The organism is Cupriavidus malaysiensis (assembly GCF_001854325.1).
GTDB lineage: Bacteria > Pseudomonadota > Gammaproteobacteria > Burkholderiales > Burkholderiaceae > Cupriavidus > Cupriavidus malaysiensis.
In genome coordinates this window covers 456,907-474,753 of sequence record NZ_CP017754.1, presented here as the reverse complement: position 1 = coordinate 474,753, position 17,847 = coordinate 456,907, and the positions used below count along the sequence as shown (strand labels likewise).

Genomic DNA, 17,847 nt, shown 5'->3' with positions numbered 1-17,847 from the left:
CGAGCGCGGCCGGCGCCTCCCGGCCTACTCGCCGCCGGGGGCGGGGGCGGGGGCGGGATATTTGCGCGCGTTGCGCTCCATCTTGGCCCGCACCGCCGCGTCCAGGTCCACCCCCAGCGCGGTCACCAGCTGCGCCAGGTAGATCGTGATGTCGGCCAGCTCCTGCTCCACATGCTCGCGCTCGGCGCCGGCCATCACCTCGCGCGATTCGTCCTCGGTCTGCCACTGGAAGATCTCGACCAGCTCGGCCACCTCGACGGACAAGGCCATGGCCAGGTTCTTGGGACTGTGATACTTGCCCCAGCCACGCGCCTCGCCGAAAGCGGCGGCGGCTTGCTGGAGGTTGCGGAGATCGATCAGGGACATGGCGACAAGCGCCCCGGCGGGCGCGCAAGACAACGGTTCGGGGCGTATTGAAGCATGGTTTGCGGTGGACGGGGCAAGGCGGTGGTGGCGCGATGGTCTGCGCGGCTGGCGGGCGCCTGCCCTCTCCCCCGGCCCCTCTCCCGCAGGCGGGAGAGGGGAGCGGACCGGCGCGGTGCGAATCCTGTCGTGCTGATCGAAGCCAACAGAGCCACCATCACCCTACCCCCGCCCCGACAGCGCCGCCGCCCACGCCGCCGGCGTCAGCCCATAGGCGCGCTTGAAGTGCCGCGTCATATGACTCTGGTCGGCAAATCCCGCTTCCAGCGCGGCAGCCCCGGCGGGGGTGCCGGCGGCCAGCAGGCGCCGCACCAGGTCGAGCTGGCGCTGGGTGCGGAAGCGGCCGGGGCTGGTGCCGAACAGGGCGCGGAACTGGCGCGCGAGGGTCCAGCGGTCGAGCCCGCTGGCGCGCTCCAGCGTCTCCATCGCATGGCGTTCGGCCGGGGTCGCGGCGATCAGTTCGCGCACGCGCTGGACGGCATCGAGCGCGCGCGCGCCCGGCCGCAGGGGCGTGCCGCCGGAGGCGGCCACCAGCAGGTTGGCCACCGCCACCGCGATCTCCACGCGCGCCAGCGCGTCGATCTCGCCGTCGAGATCCCAGACCCCGCTGGAGAAGCCTTCCGGCAGCAGCGCGCCGCCCACCACCGGCGCGCGCACGAAGGGCAGCGGGCGGCCGCCCAGCGCCTGCTGGACCAGGCCCGGATCGACGTAGACGATGCGGTAGCCGAAGCCCGCCTCGGTGCCGGCGCCGCCGTCGTGCAGTTCATCGGGGTGCAGGATGTGGCATTGCCCCGGCAGGCAGACGCGGCGCTCGCCGCGGTAGCGGAAGGTCTGCACGCCGGCCGTGGTGACGCCGATGGCATAGGTGTCGTGGCGGTGCGGCGCGAAGGCCTGCCCGTGGAAGAAGGCTTCGGCGCGCTCGATGCCGGCGCCGCCGCGGCCCATGCGGATGCGGTTGCCGCCCGCGCCGGGCGGCCGTGCACAATCGTTCAAGACACCTCCTCCAAGCCGGCCTAAAGTGGTCCTCGACGGTCTGCCCGCCGCGGCTGCCCAGCATAGCGCCAATCCACGGCGCAAGCATGCGGGCAGGCGGCGCCGGGCCCGGCCCATCCAAGGAGACGACAGACATGGCAATCGGATTCATCGGCCTGGGCGTGATGGGGCAGCCCATGGCGCTCAACCTGGCACGCGCGGGCACGCCGCTGGTGGTGTGGAACCGCAGCGCCGACAAGTGCGCGCCGCTGCGCGAGGCCGGCGCCACGGTGGCGGAGGACTGCGCGGCAGTGTTCCGCCAGGCACCCATCGTGATCCTGATGCTCGCCAACGACGCGGCGATGGATGCGGCGCTGGGCCGCGCCACGCCCGCCTTCGCCGCGCGCGTGGCCGGCCGCCTGGTGGTCAATATGGGCACCACCTCGGCGCAGTACTCGCGCGCGCTCGGCGACGACATCCGCGCCGCCGGCGGCCGCTACGTGGAGGCACCGGTGTCCGGCTCGCGCAAGCCGGCCGAGGCCGGCCAGCTGGTCGCGATGGTGGCGGGCGAGGCCGGCGACGTGGCCGAGGTGCTGCCGCTGCTGCGCCCGATGTGCCACCAGGTGGTGGAATGCGGCGCGGTGCCCGCGGCGCTGCTGATGAAGCTGGCCGTCAACCTGTTCCTGATCACCATGGTCACCGGCCTGGCCGAGGCCTCGCATTTCGCCCGCCGCCACGGCCTCGACATGGCGCGCTGGCAGGCCGTGCTGGATGCCGGCCCGATGGCCAGCGCCGTGTCGCGCATCAAGGCCGCCAAGCTGGTGGCCGAGGACTTCGAGGTGCAGGCCGCGATCCCCGACGTGCTGAAGAACAACCGGCTGGTGGCCGAGGCCGCGCGCGCCGCCGGCATCGCCTCGCCGCTGCTGGACGTGTGCCATGCACTCTACGGCGAGACGCTGGCGCTGGGCCTGGCGCAGGCCGACATGGTGGCCGTGGTGCGCGCCATCGAGGCGCGCACCGATGCCGGCGCTTGAAGGCAGCGCACCGCGCACGGGGAACCGCATGCGCCACACGGAGACACTGGACCGATGCCGTGTGCCGCTGGCAACGCTCCGCTGCGCCGGGCAGCGTGCCGGATGCGGCGCAATCCGTCCGATGAGTGACTTGAGCTAACCCGGGCCGCCAAATTGCGCTAGGCTTGCCGAACGCAGTGTCTTTCACGGCCCGCTTCGCGGCATGCCGTGGCGGGGGGCAAGCGGATGGACGACGTGCCGGGTGTTGTCGTCTGCCGGCGGTTCGGGCAGCGCACAGGGAAGGCAGCGGTGATCGGTGCGGCGGGCATCTTGCTGGCAGCCTGCGCCGTGGGGCCCGACTACCATTCGCCGGCGCCGCCCGCGGGCGACCGCGTCACCCCGCAACCCCTGCCCGCCCGCACCGTGGCCACGCCCGGCATGGCGGGCGATGCCGGTGCCGCGCAGCGCTTCGTCGCCGCCGAGGCCATCCCCGGCGACTGGTGGTCGCTGTTCCGCAGCGCCCCGCTCGACGCCCTGATCCGCGACGCCCTCGCCAACAGCCCCAACCTAGATGCCGCGCGCGCCGCGCTGCGCCAGGCGCGCGAGAACTACCGCGCCACCGCCGGCGGCAAGCTGCTGCCGGGCGTGGACGGCCAGCTCGGCGCGCAGCGCTCGCGCGTGTCCGGGCTGAGCTTCGGCGTGCCCGGCGCCAGCGAGGAGTTCACGCTCTACAACGCCTCGGTCAACGTCTCCTACACGCTCGACCTGTTCGGCGGCACGCGGCGCGAGCTGGAGGGACTGCGCGCGCGGATCGACTACCAGCAGTACCAGTGGCAGGCCGCCTACCTGGCGCTGACCGCCAACCTCGTCACCGCCGCCGTCAGGGAGGCCTCGCTGCGCGCGCAGATCGACGCCACGCTGCAGATCGCCGCCGACCAGCAGCAGCAGCTCGACCTGCTGGAACGGCAGTTCGCGCTGGGCGGCGTCAACCAGGCCGCGGTGCTGGCGCAGCGCACCACGCTGGCGCAGACGCGGGCGACCCTGCCGCCGCTGCGCCAGGCGCTGGAGCAGACTCGCCACCAGCTCGCCGTGCTGGCCGGCAGGCCGCCCAGCGACGACACGCTGCCGCGCTTCGCGCTGGCCGACTTCTCGCTGCCGCGCGACCTGCCGGCCAGCCTGCCGTCCGAGCTGGTGCGGCAGCGGCCCGACATCCTCGCCGCCGACGCGCTGCTGCACCAGGCCAGCGCCAATGTGGGGGTGGCCACCGCCGCGCTCTATCCCAAGCTCACGCTGACCGGCAGCTACGGCGCCGAGGCCCTGACGCCGGCCGGCCTGTTCCGCTCGGCCAACACCGTGTGGAGCCTGGGCGCCGGCGTGCTGCAGCCGCTCTTCCACGGCGGCCAGCTCAGCGCGCAGCGGCGCGCGGCCCAGGCCGCCTTCGAGCAGGCCGACGCCCAGTACCGCCAGACCGTGCTGCTGGCCTTCCAGAACGTGGCCGACACGCTGCGCGCGCTCGACAACGACGCGCACGCGCTGGCGGCCCAGGCGGACGCCGCCGCCGCCGCGCAGGCCTCGCTGGAACTGAGCCGGCAGCAGTACCGGCTGGGCGCGGTCAGCTACCTGACCCTGCTCGACGCGCAGCGCCAGTACCAGCAGACGGTGCTGAGCCTGGTGCAGGCGCAGGCGGCCCGCTACGCCGATACCGCCGCGCTCTACCAGGCCGTGGGCGGCGGCTGGTGGAATGCCCGCCAGGACCCGGACGTACGGCCGCCCGCCACCGTGCCGGCGCCGGAGGCCGCACCGGAGGTCGCACCGGAGGCCGCCCAGCTGGCAACACCGCGGGCGACGGCCGCCGGCAGCGCCCCCGCGACGGCAGCGGCCATATCCGCCAGATCGGCCGGCCCGGCCGTGGAGACCAGGCAATGAAGAAACGGATGGCGATCATGCTGCTCGGCGTCGGCCTGCTGCTGGCGGCGCTGGTCGGCTTCAACCTGTTCAAGGCGTATATGTTCAAGAAGTTCATGGCGGGCAACGCGGCGCCGCCGGCCACCGTCAGCGCCACGCGCGCGAGCTACCAGGTGTGGCAGCCGCAGTTGTCGGCGGTGGGCAGCCTGCGCGCGGTGCGCGGCGTCGACGTCACCACCGAGATCGCCGGCCTGGTGCGCCAGGTCCACTTCACCTCGGGCGCGCAGGCACGCGCCGGCCAGGTGCTGGTGCAGCTCAACGCCGATGCCGACGTGGCGCAGCTGCAGGCGCTGCAGGCCGCCGCCGAGCTGGCGCAGACGGTCTACGACCGCGACAAGGCCCAGTACGACATCAAGGTGATCGCCAAGGCCACGCTGGACGCCGACGCCGCCGATCTCAAGAGCAAGCGCGCCCAGGTCGCGCAGCAGACCGCCACGGTGGCCAAGAAGACCATCCGCGCGCCCTTCGACGGCAAGCTGGGCATCACCACCCTGAACCCCGGCCAGTACCTGAACCCCGGCGACGCCATCGTCACGCTGCAGGCCATCGACCCCATCTACGCCGACTTCACGCTGCCGCAGCAGGACATCGGCCAGCTCGCCGTGGGACAGGCCGTGCGCGCCGAAAGCAATGCCTGGCCGGGCCTGCCCTTCCCCGGCAGGATCACATCGATCAATCCCAAGGTCGACACCGCCACCCGCAACGTGCAGGTGGAGGCGCTGCTCGACAACCACGATGGCCGCCTGCTGCCCGGCATGTACGCCACCGTGCGCATCGACGTGGGCACGCCGCAGCGCCGCCTGACACTGCCGCAGACCGCCATCACCTACAACCCCTACGGCGCCACCATCTTCGTCGTGCAGCCGGCGCCCGCGCCCAGGCCCGGCGAAGCGCCGCCGCCCGCGCCCGGCGGCAAGCCCGCCGCGCCAATGCCGGTGGCGCAGCAGGTGTTCGTCACCGTCGGTCCCACGCGTGGCGACCAGGTCGCCATCGAGAAAGGCGTGGCCGAGGGCACCCAGGTGGTCACCAGCGGCCAGCTCAAGCTGAAGAACGGCACGCGCCTGGTGATCGACAACTCGGTGCGGCCGGCGGACGCGCCCAACCCGGCGCCGCAGGAACAGTAGGCGCGGCCGCGCGCGCCGACCGCCATACCGCCACACCATTACATCGTCATAGCGAGCGTGCCGCGATGAACCTCACCGACCTCTTCATCAAGCGCCCCGTGCTGGCCTCGGTGGTCAGCCTGCTGATCCTCGTGCTGGGCCTGCGCTCGCTGGCGAGCCTGCCGGTCAGCCAGTATCCGCACACCGAGAACGCGGTGGTCACCATCACCACCGCCTACTACGGCGCCAACGCCGAGACGGTGGCCGGCTTCATCACGCAGCCGCTGGAGGCCGCCATCGCGCAGGCGCAGGGCATCGACTACATGTCGTCGGCCAGCACCACCGGCATCTCCACCATCACCTGCACGCTGCGCCTGAACTACGACGCCAACCGCGCGCTGACCGAGATCAGCACGCAGATCAGCTCGGTGCGCAACCAGCTGCCGCCGCAGGCGCAGCAGCCCGTCATCACGGTGCAGGTGGGGCAGACCACCGACACCATGTACATGGGCTTCTACAGCGACGTGCTGCCCGGCAACAGCGTCACCGACTACCTGCTGCGCGTGGTCAAGCCGCGCCTGGATTCGGTCGAAGGCGTGCAGACCGCCGAGATCCTCGGCGCGCGCCAGTTCGCGTTGCGCGCCTGGCTCGACCCGCAACGGCTGGCCGCCTACGGCGTCACTGCGGCCGACGTCTACACCGCGCTGAGCAACAACAACTACCTGGCCGCGCTGGGCAACACCAAGGGCCAGATGGTCAGCGTGGACATCACCAGCAACACCGACCTGCACAGCGTCGACGAATTCAAGCAGCTGGTGGTGAAGTCGAAGAACGGCGCGCTGGTGCGGCTGCAGGACGTGGCCACCGTGGTGCTGGGCGCCGACAACTACAACTTCAGCGTGGCCTTCAGCGGCAAGCGCTCGGTCTTCATCGGCATCAAGACCGCGCCGCAGGCCAATGTGCTCGACGTGGCCGCGCGCGTGCGCAGGATCTTCCCCTCGATCCAGGCGCAGCTGCCCACCGGCCTGACCGGCAAGATCGTCTACGACGCCACCGAGTTCGTCACCACCTCGATCCACGAAGTGATCAAGACGCTGGTGGAAGCGCTGCTGATCGTCACGCTGGTGATCTTCCTGTTCCTGGGCAGCCTGCGCGCGGTGGCCATCCCGGTGATCGCCATGCCGCTGTCGCTGATCGGCACCTTCTTCGTGATGCTGGCGCTGGGCTACTCGATCAACCTGCTGACGCTGCTGGCGCTGGTGCTGGCCATCGGCCTGGTGGTGGACGACGCCATCATCGTGGTGGAGAACGTCGACCGCCACATGAAGGTGGAAGGCCGCCCGCCGCTGGAGGCCGCGCTGATCGCGGCGCGCGAGCTGGGCGGCCCCATCCTGGCGATGACGGTGGTGCTGGTGGCGGTGTACGTGCCGATCGGCTTCCAGGGCGGGCTGACCGGCGCGCTGTTCACCGAGTTCGCCTTCACGCTGGCCGGCGCGGTGGCGGTCTCCGGCGTGGTGGCGCTGACGCTGTCGCCGATGATGTGCGCGCGCTTCTTCAGCGCCGAGCAGGAGTCCGGCACCTTCGTGCAGTTCATCGACCGCCAGTTCGACCGCGTGCACCACGGCTACCGGCGCATGCTCTCCAGCCTGCTCGACACCTGGGTGGTGCTGGTGGTGATGGGCGCGCTGCTGCTGGCGGGCACGGTCTACCTGTTCATGACCTCCAAGACGGAACTGGCGCCGCAGGAAGACCAGGGCCTGGTGCTGTCGCAGATACAAGGCCCGCCGAACGCCACCATCCAGCAGATGCAGACCTATGCCGACCAGGTCTTCGCGCTGTCCAAGGATCTTCCCGAGTATGCGCAGATGTTCCAGCTCACCGGCACGCCCACGCTCAACCAGGGCATCGGCGGCGTGCTGCTGACACCCTGGGACAAGCGCAGCCGCGGCGCGCTCGAACTGCAGCAGGTGCTGCAGCAGAAGTGGAACAGCATCGCCGGCGCGCGCGTGGCGGCCTTCCAGTTCCCGCCGCTGCCCGGCTCGCAGGGCCTGCCGATCCAGTTCGTCATCAACACCACCGAGCCCTTCCAGAACCTGAACGAGGTCTCGCAGGCGGTGCTGGCCAAGGCGCGCGCCAGCGGCATGTTCTTCTTCGTCGACAGCGACCTCAAGCTGGACAAGCCGCAGAGCACGGTGGTGGTCGACCGCGACAAGGTCGGCTCGCTGGGCCTGACCCAGGCCGATGTCGGCGCCACGCTGACCGCCGCGCTCGGCGGCGGCTACGTCAACTACTTTTCCATCGCCGGCCGCTCGTACAAGGTGATCCCGCAGGTGCTGCAGGTCGACCGCCTGAACCCGTCGCAGATCCTCGACTACTACATCAACACGCCCGGCGCCGGCGTGGTGCCGGCCAGCACCGTGGCCCGGCTCGAGCACAAGGTGGTGCCGGAGTCGATCAACCACTTCCAGCAGCTCAATTCCGCCACCATCTCCGGCGTGCCGGTGCCCGGCGCCACCGAGGGCGAGGTGCTGGCCGCGCTGCGCCAGATGACGGTGGAAGCGGCGCCGGGCGGCTACTCGATCGACTATGCCGGGCCGTCGCGCCAGTTCGCGCAGGAGTCCGGCGGCTTCGTCATCACGCTGCTGTTCGCCACCATCATCGTGTTCCTGGTGCTGGCCGCGCAGTTCGAAAGCTTCCGCGACCCGGTGGTGATCCTGGTCTCGGTGCCGATGGCGCTGTTCGGCGCGCTGATCTTCATCAACCTGGGACTGGCCACGCTGAACATCTACACCCAGGTCGGGCTGGTCACGCTGATGGGACTGATCAGCAAGCACGGCATCCTCATCGTGCAGTTCGCCAACGAACTGCAGCGCGCCGGCCAGAGCAAGCGCGAAGCGCTCGAACACGCCGCCTCGGTACGCCTGCGCCCGATCCTGATGACCACCTTCGCCATGGTGCTCGGCGTGGCCCCGCTGGTGTTCGCCTCCGGCGCCGGCGCCGCCGGCCGCCACGCGATGGGGCTGGTGATCTTCACCGGGCTGTCGATCGGCACGCTGTTCACGCTGTTCGTGGTGCCGGCGATGTATATGTTCCTGGCCGCCGACCACCACCACGAAGCCCGCCGCGCCGGCGCCATCGGCGAAGACGCCACGGAGGCAGCGCAGCCGCAGACGCCGGCCGTGCCGTGAACGTGCCGCGCGGCGGCCCGCGCACCGCGCTGGTTTTCTCCCCTCTCCCGCCTGCGGGAGAGGGGCCGGGGGTGAGGGCAGGCGCTGGCAGGCCGTGGCGGGTGGGATCACACCAAGGGCTTCGCTGGATGTGCCACCTTGCTAAACCACCCCTCACCCCCGCCGTCTCCGCATGCGGGGAGAGGGAGCCAAGACCTCGTGCTTGGCGCTCGGTGTTGGTGGCTCTGGTGGCTCCGCTCAGCGCACCAGGTCCGGCCAGGGAAACGCCACCACCAGGTCCACGCGGCAGGTGGCCGGCGGCGCTGGCGTCAGGCGCAGCCGGCGCGGCGACAGGCCCGGATGGTTGCGCAACACGTCCAGCGCGCTGTCGGGCCCGGCCGCGCACAGCCACGCCGGCTTGGCATAGCCGTCCAGCAGGGCGCCGGCATCGGTACGGATGCGATCGGCCAGTTGCGCGGCATCTTCCGCCTCGCGCTGCAGCAGGATGCAACTGGCGTCGAGCGCGGCCAGTTCGCGCAGCAGATGCAGCCGCTGGCGCGCGGCGCCTGCGGGCGCGGCCTCGCCGAGGGTGGCGCGCACCAGGATCATCATGGCGTCGGCCAGGCTGCGCGCGCCGGCCAGTACCCAGCAGCCGGCCCGCACCATGGGCAGGTGCGAGGCCTGCCCCAGCACCAGCGCCAGCTCGAGGCGTCCTGCCGTGCGTGCGCGGCGCATGGCATCGACCGGCCCCATCGCGCTCCATGCCGCGCCCGCCGCGCCCGCCAGGCGCGCGGCATCGACCAGGTGCACCATCGCGTCGGAGCGCGTGCGTGCCCGCTCGGCCAGCTGCCACTCCAGCGCGCCGTCGAGCGCCGGCCAATCGGCCAGCACGCCCAGCGTCTCCGCTTCCGAGAAGCCCCAGCGCTGGACCGCCATGCGCGCGGGCCGCGACGGCTCGTGCGGCGCCGGCTCGGCATGTCCGTGCCGGGCGGCGGCAAGGATGAGGTCGTTGTATGCCATGGCCGGCTCTCCTGTGGTCCGTCGCAGGCCGGTCCGCAGCGCACAGCGGCCTTCCGCCTGCCCGGCTTCCACCATAGCACCCGGATCCGGCGCAACGCTACCTCGCGGTGGCGGTTACCGCCCGTTCAGGCATGGGCCAGGCGCCGCGGCAGTTCCTCGACCAGGGCGTCGATGGCCACGCGCACGCGCAGCGGCAGGCGGCGCGAATGCGGCCACAGCGCGTGGATATCGGCCGGCACCACGGCATCGTCGCCGCTCACCAGCGCCAGCCGGCCGTCGCGCAAGGCGGGCGCGACCAGCCAGCAGGGCAGCCAGGCCAGCCCGGCGCCGGCGATCGCCGCGTCGGCGATGGCCTGCAGGTCGTCGAAGCGCAGCCGGCTGGCGATGCGCGACTCGACCGGCGCGCCATCCTCCCCGCGCAGCAGCCACGGCATCGGCCGCCCGGCCCGCACGTAGGCAATGCCGGCGTGGCCGTCCAGGTCTGCCACGCTGCGCGGGTGCCCGTGGCGGGCCAGGTAGGCCGGCGCGGCGCAGATGCTCATGTGCTGCACCCCCAGGCGCCGCGCCGCCAGCGCAGTGGTATCGGGCAGCGGCCCGACCCGCACCGCCAGGTCGAAGCCATCCTCCACCAGGTCGACGATGCGGTCCGAGAAGCAGACCTCCACCTCCAGCGCGGGATGGCGCTGCGCCAGCGCCTGCAGCACCGGCGCCACGCAGTGCCGCCCGAACAGGACCGGCACGGCGACGCGCAGCCGGCCGGACGGCTCGCAGCGCCCGCTCTCGAAGCCGGCCTCGGCCGCCGCCAGTTCGGCCAGCGCGCGCACGCAGTGCTCGTAGTAGGACTGGCCGTCGTCGGTCAGGCTCTGGCGCCGCGTGGTGCGGTGGAACAGGCGCACGCCCAGGCGCTGCTCGAGGCGGGCGACCTGCTTGCCCACCGCCGAGCGCGTCACGCCCAGGCGCTGCGCCGCCACGGCGAAGCTGCCGGCCTCCGCCACCGCGACGAAGACTCCCACCCCATCCAGCTTGTCATTCATGGATTGCATCTTCTATGGAACCGATTGGCAGACAAAATCTATCCAATGCATCGTACAGCGCTCCGATATCGTAGCAACAGATCGACGGCAGGCGCACGTCCCGATGGCATCCCGATGGCATCCCGATGACGTCCCGCCCGGCCGCAAACCCACCCTGGAGCGCCCCATGAAGGCCTATCGACTCACCCCCGGCGCCGGCCTGTCCGGCCTGGAACGCATCGACCTGCCCACCCCGCAGCCCGGCCCGCACGAGGTCGTGGTGCGCATGCGTGCCGCCGCCCTCAACTACCGCGACCTGATGTTCGCGCGCGGCAACTACCTGAACCGGGGGTGGGAGCCGCTGGTCCCGCTGGGCGACGGTGCCGGCGAGGTGGTCGCCACGGGTGCGGCCGTGACCCGCTTCCGTCCCGGCGACCGCGTCATCCACAGCTATTTCCCCGGCTGGATCGACGGCGAGCCCGACCCGGCCAAGACCGCGGGCTCCTTCGGCACGCACTTCCATGGCACGCTGGCCGAGGCCTTCGTCGTGCCCGAACAGGCGCTGGTGGCCATGCCCGCGCACCTGGACTATGCCGAGGCCGCCACGCTGTCCTGTGCCGGCACCACGGCCTGGAACGCCCTGTTCGCCGCCGGCGGGCTGCAGCCCGGCGCCAGCGTGCTGCTGCTGGGCACCGGCGGGGTTTCCATCCTGGCCCTGCAGATCGCCAAGGCGGCCGGACTGCGCGCCGTGCTGACCTCCTCCAGCGACGACAAGCTGGCGCGCGCCCGCGCGCTCGGCGCCGACGCCACCATCAACTACCGCACCACGCCCGACTGGCAGCACGAGGTGCTGCGCCTGACCGGCGGCCGCGGCGTCGACCTGACACTCGAAGTCGGCGGCGAAGGCACCTTCGCGCGTTCGCTGGCGGCCACGCGCCTGGGCGGCACAGTGGCGCTGATCGGCGGCGTCAGCGGCTTCGGTGAGACCACCCTCGCGCCGCTGGCGCTGATCGGCGGCGCCAAGCGCATCGCCGGCATCCTGGTCGGCAGCCGCGCCATGCTCGAGGCGCTGGCCCGCTTCGTCGAAGTGAACCGCATCCGCCCGGTGGTGGACCGCGTGTTCGCCTTCGACGCCGCCGCCGAAGCCTATGCCCACCTGGAGGCCGGGCGGCATTTCGGCAAGGTGGTGGTGCAGGGCGTGGAGTAGCCCGGCGGGTCGCTCCCGCGCGTAGCTACCCCGCCATGCGCCACAGCTCGGCAGCGTGCGACAGCAGATACAGCACGCAGCCGACCATCGCGCCCACCACCGTGCCGTTGACGCGGATACGCTGCAGGTCCTTGCCGATGTGCAGCTCGATCAGCCGCGACATCTCGGCCGCGTCCCAGTTGCGCACCGTATCGCGGATATGGCGCGTGAGGAATTGCGCGAACTCGGGCGCCATGGCGCGCGCCGCCTCCTCCAGCCGGCCGTTGAGCGAGGCACGCAGGGCCGGATCCTGCGCCAGCGCGCCGCCCAGCCAGCCGGCGGCCTCCCGCACGCGCGCGCGCAGCAGCGAGTCGTCGCGCTCCAGGTCCTGCCGCAGCCAGCCGCGCAGTTCGTCCCACAGCTGGCCGACATAGGCATTGAAGGCGGCATCGTCCTGCACGTAGCGCTGGATGGCCTCGGCCCGCTCGAGGAAGGCAGGGTCATGCTTGAGACGCTCGACCAGCCGCGCCGCCGCTTCGTCGAAGCGCTGGCGCAGCACATGGCCGCGATCGTTGCCGACCTGGTCGAGCACGCTGCGCAGCGCGTCGGCGATCAGCTCCGAGCCATTGGCGCCGATCCACTCCGACGGCAGCACCTTCTCCTTGAGCGGATGCTCGCGCTTGAGCCACTCGACGATGCGCGCGGCGATGAAGGCCTGGGTCTGCGGCTGCCGCAGCAGCGCCAGCAACTGCTCGATGCCGGCGTCCAGCAGCTCCTGGTGGCGGCCGCCGCGCGTCAGGCTCTCCAGCGCGATGCCGGCGGTGCGCGACCAGTCCACCTTGCCGATGGCGGTACGCACCGCCGCACGCACGAAGCCCCGGATGCGCTCGTCGTCCATCACCGCGAGCGCGCCGCCCAGCAGCCGCGTGGCATAGGTGCCCAGGCGCGCGGCATGGTCGGGCGACTGCAGCCAGTCGGTCGCCCGCTGCGCGGGATCGTGCTTGCGGATCAGCCCCACCAGCGAGGCATCGTCGAGAAAGCGGTCCTTGACGAAGGCCGCCAGGTTGTCGGCGATCTCATCCTTGTGGGCGGGAATGATGGCGGTGTGGCGCGACACCAGCGGAATCGGCACGCGCCGGAACAGCGCCACCACGGCGAACCAGTCGGCCAGGGCGCCCACCATGGCGGCCTCGGCGACGGCCTTGATCCAGCCGACGGCGAAGCCCGGCGGCAGCCAGGCGGTGATGGCGAAGACCAGCGCCGACAGCCCCAGCAGGGCCAGGGCGCGCGCCTTGCTGCGCTTGAGTTCGGTTTCCTTGTCCATCGGCGACGCGGCGGGAAGTCCAGCGGGAAGTCAGGCGGGCATTGTCGCACCGGGCGGCGCGGTGGTGCGGTGGTGGTGCGGTGGTGGTGCGGTGGTGGTGCGGTGGTGGTGCGGTGGTGGTGCGATGGTGGTGCGGGTGAACGGTGGCTGGCCGCGGCAGGCATCGGCGGCCGGCCCGTGCCGCCTTGCCAGCGCAGCAGCGCTACCGCAGCAGCACCAGTTGCGGCACCGCGTCGGCGCCGCTCCAGACGATGGCGTTCTGCCCATAGTGCCGGCCCAGCGCCTCGGCCGCCTCGCGCGCCAGGCCCAGCACCAGCAGGCTTTCCTCGCCGGCCCAGCCATTGCTGGGGTGCTGGCCGATGCCATCGATATAGCGCAGGCCCGTGCGCATCAGTCCCTGTGCCAGCGCCTGCTGGCGCACGGCATTGGCGGCGGCATTGGCGGCGGCGTCGGGATCGGGCTGGCTATAGGGGTTCCAGGCCGTGATGAAGGCGCTGCAGCGCACGCCCGCCGAGGCGTGCAGCACGGCCAGCGCCTCGCAGCGCTCGCCGATGCGCATCGTGAACGGCATGCCGCCGCGCACGCGGTAGTGAGTCTCCAGGTAGGCCTGGAGCGTGGCGGCATCGATAGCGGTGGTGGTGTTGGGGGACACGGCAGGACTCGCATCGGCCGGGGCGGCTGCGCGGGCGGAACGCCGTTGCCACCGTCCCCATGGAATCAGGGCTTCCGATTGGAGCATGGCGCTTCGCGCAACGTCAAGGCCACGCGCGGCGCGCTTCAGCGGCCGGCCGCCGCGCCGGGTTCCGCATCGGTTGCAGCATCGGTTGCGGCATCGGTTGCCGCAGCGATTGCCGCATCGGCGGCCACCTCCGCCTCCAGCGGATACACCGGCCGCGCCAGCTTGCGGAACGGAAACTGCGCATAGCGCGAACTGGTCACGCCGCCGCCGTCGCACTCCACCACCGCGCGCGCGATCGGCACGAACACCGGGCGGCAGTACATGCGCGACTTCAGCAGCAGGAAGCGCTGCGCGCGCGGGTCCACGCCGATATGGGTGAAGATGCCCAGGTCCCAGTGCTCCTGCGGCGTCTCGGTGACGATCACCAGCGCGGCCCCGGTGTCGAGCAGCGCGCTGCGGCCCATGCGGATGCGCTCGCCGGTATAGGTGGGGCCGCTGATGGTGTACTCGCCGTCGCTGAGGGCGGCGACGCGGCCGCTCAGCACGAGCGGCTCAGGGAACAGGCCGAGCTGCGCCAGCGGCACCTTGTTGCCAACCGGCAGCGTGACGCTGGCGCCGACGCCGGCCGCGGCCAGCGCGGCCACCGCCTGCGCATCGTTGAGCGGCCCCACGGCGATGCCGTGCAGGCCCTGGCGCAAGGCTTCGCGCAGCACCGCCATGTCGTCGCAGGTGCCGCCTGACATGCAGTTGTCGCCATGGTCGAGCAGCAGCACCGGGCCGCTGCCGCCGCCCGCGGCCAGCGCCGCCGCGCGCGCGATCGACTGCGCCAGCGGCTCGCTCTCGTAGACGAAGCCGGCGCGCTCCTGCCAGATCTGCGCGGCCAGGCGGTCGGCGGCCGCCTGCGCGGCGGCGGCATCGCCATCGGCCACCGCCAGCACGCTGAGGCAGGGCGCGGCGATATCGGCCAGGCTGAAGCCGGCCAGCACCGACACCGCCAGCATGCCCTGCGCCTCCATGCGCTGCGCGGCCTCCACCGCGCGCCGCATCGCGCCTTCGGCGGTGGCGCTGCGCAGGGTGTGGCTGAGCAGCGGCAGGCGCCGCCACGCCAGCGCGGGACGCGCCTCGCCGCGCAGCCCGGCCAGCAGCAGGCGGCCGGCGTGCGCACCGCTCTCGTACATGTCGACGTGCGGATAGGTCTTGAAGCTGACCATCACGTCGGCGTGGTCGACCATCTTCTGCGTGACGTTGCCGTGCAGGTCCAGCGAGACCGCGATGGGCGCCTGCGGCAGCACCGCGCGCAGCCGCTCCAGCAGATCGCCTTCGCCGTCGTCGCTGTTCTCCGCCACCATGGCGCCGTGCAGGTCCAGCATCACCGCGTCGCAGCCGGGCGCGGCGGCGACGATGGCGTCGCACAGCGCGGTATAGGCCGCGGCCGCGACCGTGCCGCTCGGGTTGGCGCCGGCCGCCAGCGCCACCACCGGCGTATGGCCGGCCGCCTCGACCAGGTCGATGAAGGCGGCGATGGCCGTGCGCGTGCCCCGGCTGGCGCGGCAGGCATCTTCGCCGTAGCGCGGATGGAAGGATGCCAGCGGCGTGGCGATGGGCGAGAAGGTGTTGGTCTCGTGGTTGAGGCGGGCGATCAGGATTCTCATGGCGGGGGATGGCTCCTGGGGATGGCTGTGGCGACGACGGTCGGGATGCGCTGCGATGAGCCTCAGTCTAGCGACAGCCGCGCCGGCTGGAAATGGCGGAATTGCCACTTGCACGCTGGCCCCGCAGGACTGCCGCCTCGTGCCGGAGCCGGCACCACAAGTGCACCGCACCAGACACCACAAGTGGCGCATATGGCACGAATCCAGGCGAAGCCGCAAAAATGTCCAGACATTACGCCGTCGCCCCTCAAGTCCGCGCCGGGCGGGCCGTAAATCCCTCCGATTTGCCGCGCCCCCCGCCCTACCCGGGCAACAGCACAGGAGCACTCATCCATGTTCGCATCCCTACGCGCCCGCATCGTGGCCCTATCCGTGGCCATCGTGGTGGCAGCGCTGACCATCAATGCCATCCTCAACTACGTCGTCGCCGACCGCTACAACGACGCCTCCATCAGCGAAACGCTGTCCGCCATCGAAGGCGGCCACGTGGAAGCCATGGGCGAATGGGTGGCCGGCCACGTGCAGATGATCGTGTCGCTGCAGGACGCCGTGCTGCAGCCCGAGCCCGAGGCCGCGCTCAAGCTGGTGGCGGCCGCCGGCGGCTTCACCAACGTCTACGTCGGCTATGCCGACCACACCGCCCGCTTCTCCAACCCGACCGGCATCCCGCCCGGCTACGACCCCACCGTGCGCCCCTGGTACCAGCAGGCCGCCAAGGCCGGCAAGCCGGTGGTGACGCCGCCCTACGTGGACGCCGGCACCGGCAAGCTGGTGGTGGCCTTCGCCGTGCCGGTGCTGAAGGACGGCGAGCTCAAGGGCGTGGTCTCGGGCGACGTCAACATGGACAGCGTGGTGGCCAACGTCAAGTCCATCCGCCCCACCCCGGCCAGCTTCGGCATGCTGGTGGCGCGCAGCGGCGAGATCGTCGCGCACCCGGACGACAAGCTCACGCTCAAGCCCGTGACCGACCTCGTGCCCGCGCTGGACACCGGCAAGCTCGCCGCGCTGGCCGGCGCCGAGGCGCCGCTGCCGGTGCAGGCGGGCGGCGTGGCCAAGCTGCTGTTCGCGCGCCCGGTGCCGGGCACCGACTGGCTCGCCGTGCTGGCGATGGACCAGGCCGAGGCCGGCGCCGGAATGCGCTCGGTGCTGTGGACCTCGCTGCTGGCGCTGGTGGTGATCGCGGTACTGGCCGCCATCATCGTGGCCGGCGCCACCGGGGTCTCCTTCCGCCGCCTGACGCAGATCCGCGATGCCATGCGCGACATCGGCCGCGGCGAAGCCGACCTCACGCGCCGCCTGCCCGCCGACGGCCGCGACGAGACCGCGCAGATCGCCCAGGCCTTCAACGCCTTCGCCGACCAGCTCGCCGGCGTGATGCGCCAGATCCGCGACGCCAGCGCCTCCGTGCATGCCGCCGCCGACGAGATCGCCGCCGGCAACAACGACCTGTCGCGCCGCACCGAATCCGCCGCCGCCAGCCTGCAGCAGACCGCCGCCTCGATGGAGCAGATCACCGCCACCGTCGGCCAGTCCGCCAGCTCCGCCCAGCAGGCCGACCATCTCGCCGTTGCCGCCGCGCAAGGCGCCGGCAACGGCGGCAGCGCCATCCAGGACGCCATCGTCACCATGGGCGCCATCGAACAGGCCGCGGTCAAGGTCTCGGACATCATCGGCGTGATCGAGGGCATCGCCTTCCAGACCAATATCCTGGCGCTCAACGCCGCGGTGGAAGCCGCCCGCGCCGGCGAACAGGGCCGCGGCTTCGCCGTGGTGGCCGGCGAAGTGCGCGCGCTGGCCCAGCGCAGCGCCCAGGCCGCCAAGGAGATCAAGACCCTGATCGAAAGCACCGTGGGCAGCGTCAGCACCGGCTCCGGCCAGGTACGCCGTGCCGGCGACACCATGCAGCGCATCGTCGGCGACGTCGGCAAGGTCAGCCGCATCATCTCCGAGATCTCGCAGGCCGCCGGCGAACAGACGCGCGGCATCCAGGAAGTGAACCAGGCCGTCAGCCAGCTCGACCAGATGGTGCAGCAGAACGCCGCGCTGGTGGAGCAATCGTCCGCCGCCGCCGAAGCACTGCAGACGCAGGCCGCCAGCCTGGCGGGCGTGGTGGGGGGGTTCCGGCTGCACTGAGGCTGGAGACAGCGGCGGCGCTGCGGCGATGCGGCGCGGCGGCGCGTTGTCGCTTGGTGCGGGCGCCGGCCCTCACCCCCGCCCCTCTCCCGCAAGCGGGAGAGGGGAGCGAAACAGCGCGGTGCGAACCAGGTCGCGCTGGACGAAGCCGACGAGATACGCCAACACCGCGCGCCAAGCACGAGGTCTTGGCTCCC

12 protein-coding genes and 1 pseudogene are annotated in these 17,847 nt (G+C 72.0%); 6 read left to right on the top strand and 7 right to left on the bottom strand.

Annotated features, from left to right (window positions below):
- Positions 1-24: 24 nt before the first annotated feature.
- Both BKK80_RS01920 and BKK80_RS01915 read right to left on the bottom strand, forming a co-directional pair.
- On the bottom strand, positions 25-366 hold the full coding sequence (locus tag BKK80_RS01920; RefSeq protein WP_071037648.1) for a nucleotide pyrophosphohydrolase: 342 nt from the start codon (positions 364-366) through the stop codon (positions 25-27).
- Between the two features lie 219 nt (positions 367-585).
- Positions 586-1,416: an AraC family transcriptional regulator gene (locus tag BKK80_RS01915; protein WP_071010627.1), complete on the bottom strand. Its 831-nt coding sequence runs from the start codon at positions 1,414-1,416 to the stop codon at positions 586-588.
- Between the two features lie 134 nt (positions 1,417-1,550).
- Between BKK80_RS01915 and BKK80_RS01910 the strand changes: the two genes are divergently transcribed.
- The 4 genes from BKK80_RS01910 to BKK80_RS01895 all read left to right on the top strand — a co-directional run bounded on the left by BKK80_RS01910 (position 1,551) and on the right by BKK80_RS01895 (position 8,664).
- Entirely contained in the window at positions 1,551-2,429 is an 879-nt protein-coding gene (locus tag BKK80_RS01910; protein ID WP_071068536.1) for an NAD(P)-dependent oxidoreductase, read from the top strand.
- 309 nt (positions 2,430-2,738) lie between these two features.
- On the top strand, positions 2,739-4,334 hold the full coding sequence (locus BKK80_RS01905) for an efflux transporter outer membrane subunit (RefSeq protein WP_418235876.1): 1,596 nt from the start codon (positions 2,739-2,741) through the stop codon (positions 4,332-4,334).
- A complete protein-coding gene (locus tag BKK80_RS01900; RefSeq protein WP_071068534.1) occupies positions 4,331-5,497 on the top strand; it encodes an efflux RND transporter periplasmic adaptor subunit in 1,167 nt (388 codons plus the stop codon). The genes BKK80_RS01905 and BKK80_RS01900 overlap by 4 nt, the downstream gene beginning before the upstream one ends.
- A 65-nt stretch (positions 5,498-5,562) precedes the next feature.
- Complete coding sequence (locus BKK80_RS01895) at positions 5,563-8,664, top strand: efflux RND transporter permease subunit (RefSeq protein ID WP_071068533.1); 3,102 nt, start codon at positions 5,563-5,565, stop codon at positions 8,662-8,664.
- Positions 8,665-8,901: 237 nt separating this feature from the next.
- Here BKK80_RS01895 and BKK80_RS01890 read toward each other — a convergent pair whose 3' ends face one another.
- Positions 8,902-9,663 carry a hypothetical protein gene (locus BKK80_RS01890; RefSeq protein WP_071010622.1) on the bottom strand — a complete coding sequence of 254 codons (762 nt, stop codon included), beginning with the start codon at positions 9,661-9,663 and terminating at the stop codon, positions 8,902-8,904.
- A gap of 125 nt (positions 9,664-9,788) precedes the next feature.
- Entirely contained in the window at positions 9,789-10,697 is a 909-nt protein-coding gene (locus BKK80_RS01885; protein WP_071068532.1) for a LysR family transcriptional regulator, read from the bottom strand.
- 166 nt (positions 10,698-10,863) lie between these two features.
- Here BKK80_RS01885 and BKK80_RS01880 point away from each other — a divergent pair, with 166 nt between their 5' ends.
- Positions 10,864-11,883, top strand: coding sequence for a zinc-dependent alcohol dehydrogenase family protein (locus BKK80_RS01880; RefSeq protein ID WP_071068531.1), 1,020 nt, complete (start codon positions 10,864-10,866; stop codon positions 11,881-11,883).
- 25 nt (positions 11,884-11,908) lie between these two features.
- On the opposite strand, the gene BKK80_RS01875 is transcribed toward BKK80_RS01880, so the two are convergent.
- The 3 genes and pseudogenes from BKK80_RS01875 to BKK80_RS01865 form a co-directional block, all read right to left on the bottom strand.
- Positions 11,909-13,186, bottom strand: a complete 1,278-nt coding sequence (locus BKK80_RS01875) for a DUF445 domain-containing protein (protein ID WP_071068530.1) — start codon at positions 13,184-13,186, stop codon at positions 11,909-11,911.
- 202 nt (positions 13,187-13,388) lie between these two features.
- Complete coding sequence (locus tag BKK80_RS01870) at positions 13,389-13,838, bottom strand: DUF3293 domain-containing protein (protein WP_071010618.1); 450 nt, start codon at positions 13,836-13,838, stop codon at positions 13,389-13,391.
- A gap of 209 nt (positions 13,839-14,047) precedes the next feature.
- Positions 14,048-15,517 (bottom strand): annotated as a pseudogene (locus BKK80_RS01865) (M81 family metallopeptidase); the annotation flags it as partial.
- A 333-nt stretch (positions 15,518-15,850) separates the two neighbouring features.
- On the opposite strand from BKK80_RS01865, the gene BKK80_RS01860 reads away from it, so the two are divergent.
- Positions 15,851-17,650 (top strand): methyl-accepting chemotaxis protein, encoded by a 1,800-nt coding sequence (locus BKK80_RS01860; protein WP_071010617.1) that lies wholly within the window; start codon positions 15,851-15,853, stop codon positions 17,648-17,650.
- The last annotated feature ends 197 nt before the right edge of the window (positions 17,651-17,847 follow it).

Coding starts and splice junctions, on each gene's coding strand:
- BKK80_RS01860 (WP_071010617.1), top strand. CDS start 15,851: ATGTTCGCATCCCTACGCGCCCGCATCGTGGCCCTATCCGTGGCCATC.
- BKK80_RS01900 (WP_071068534.1), top strand. CDS start 4,331: ATGAAGAAACGGATGGCGATCATGCTGCTCGGCGTCGGCCTGCTGCTG.
- BKK80_RS01880 (WP_071068531.1), top strand. CDS start 10,864: ATGAAGGCCTATCGACTCACCCCCGGCGCCGGCCTGTCCGGCCTGGAA.
- BKK80_RS01890 (WP_071010622.1), bottom strand. CDS start 9,663: ATGGCATACAACGACCTCATCCTTGCCGCCGCCCGGCACGGACATGCC.
- BKK80_RS01875 (WP_071068530.1), bottom strand. CDS start 13,186: ATGGACAAGGAAACCGAACTCAAGCGCAGCAAGGCGCGCGCCCTGGCC.
- BKK80_RS01920 (WP_071037648.1), bottom strand. CDS start 366: ATGTCCCTGATCGATCTCCGCAACCTCCAGCAAGCCGCCGCCGCTTTC.
- BKK80_RS01910 (WP_071068536.1), top strand. CDS start 1,551: ATGGCAATCGGATTCATCGGCCTGGGCGTGATGGGGCAGCCCATGGCG.
- BKK80_RS01895 (WP_071068533.1), top strand. CDS start 5,563: ATGAACCTCACCGACCTCTTCATCAAGCGCCCCGTGCTGGCCTCGGTG.
- BKK80_RS01885 (WP_071068532.1), bottom strand. CDS start 10,697: ATGAATGACAAGCTGGATGGGGTGGGAGTCTTCGTCGCGGTGGCGGAG.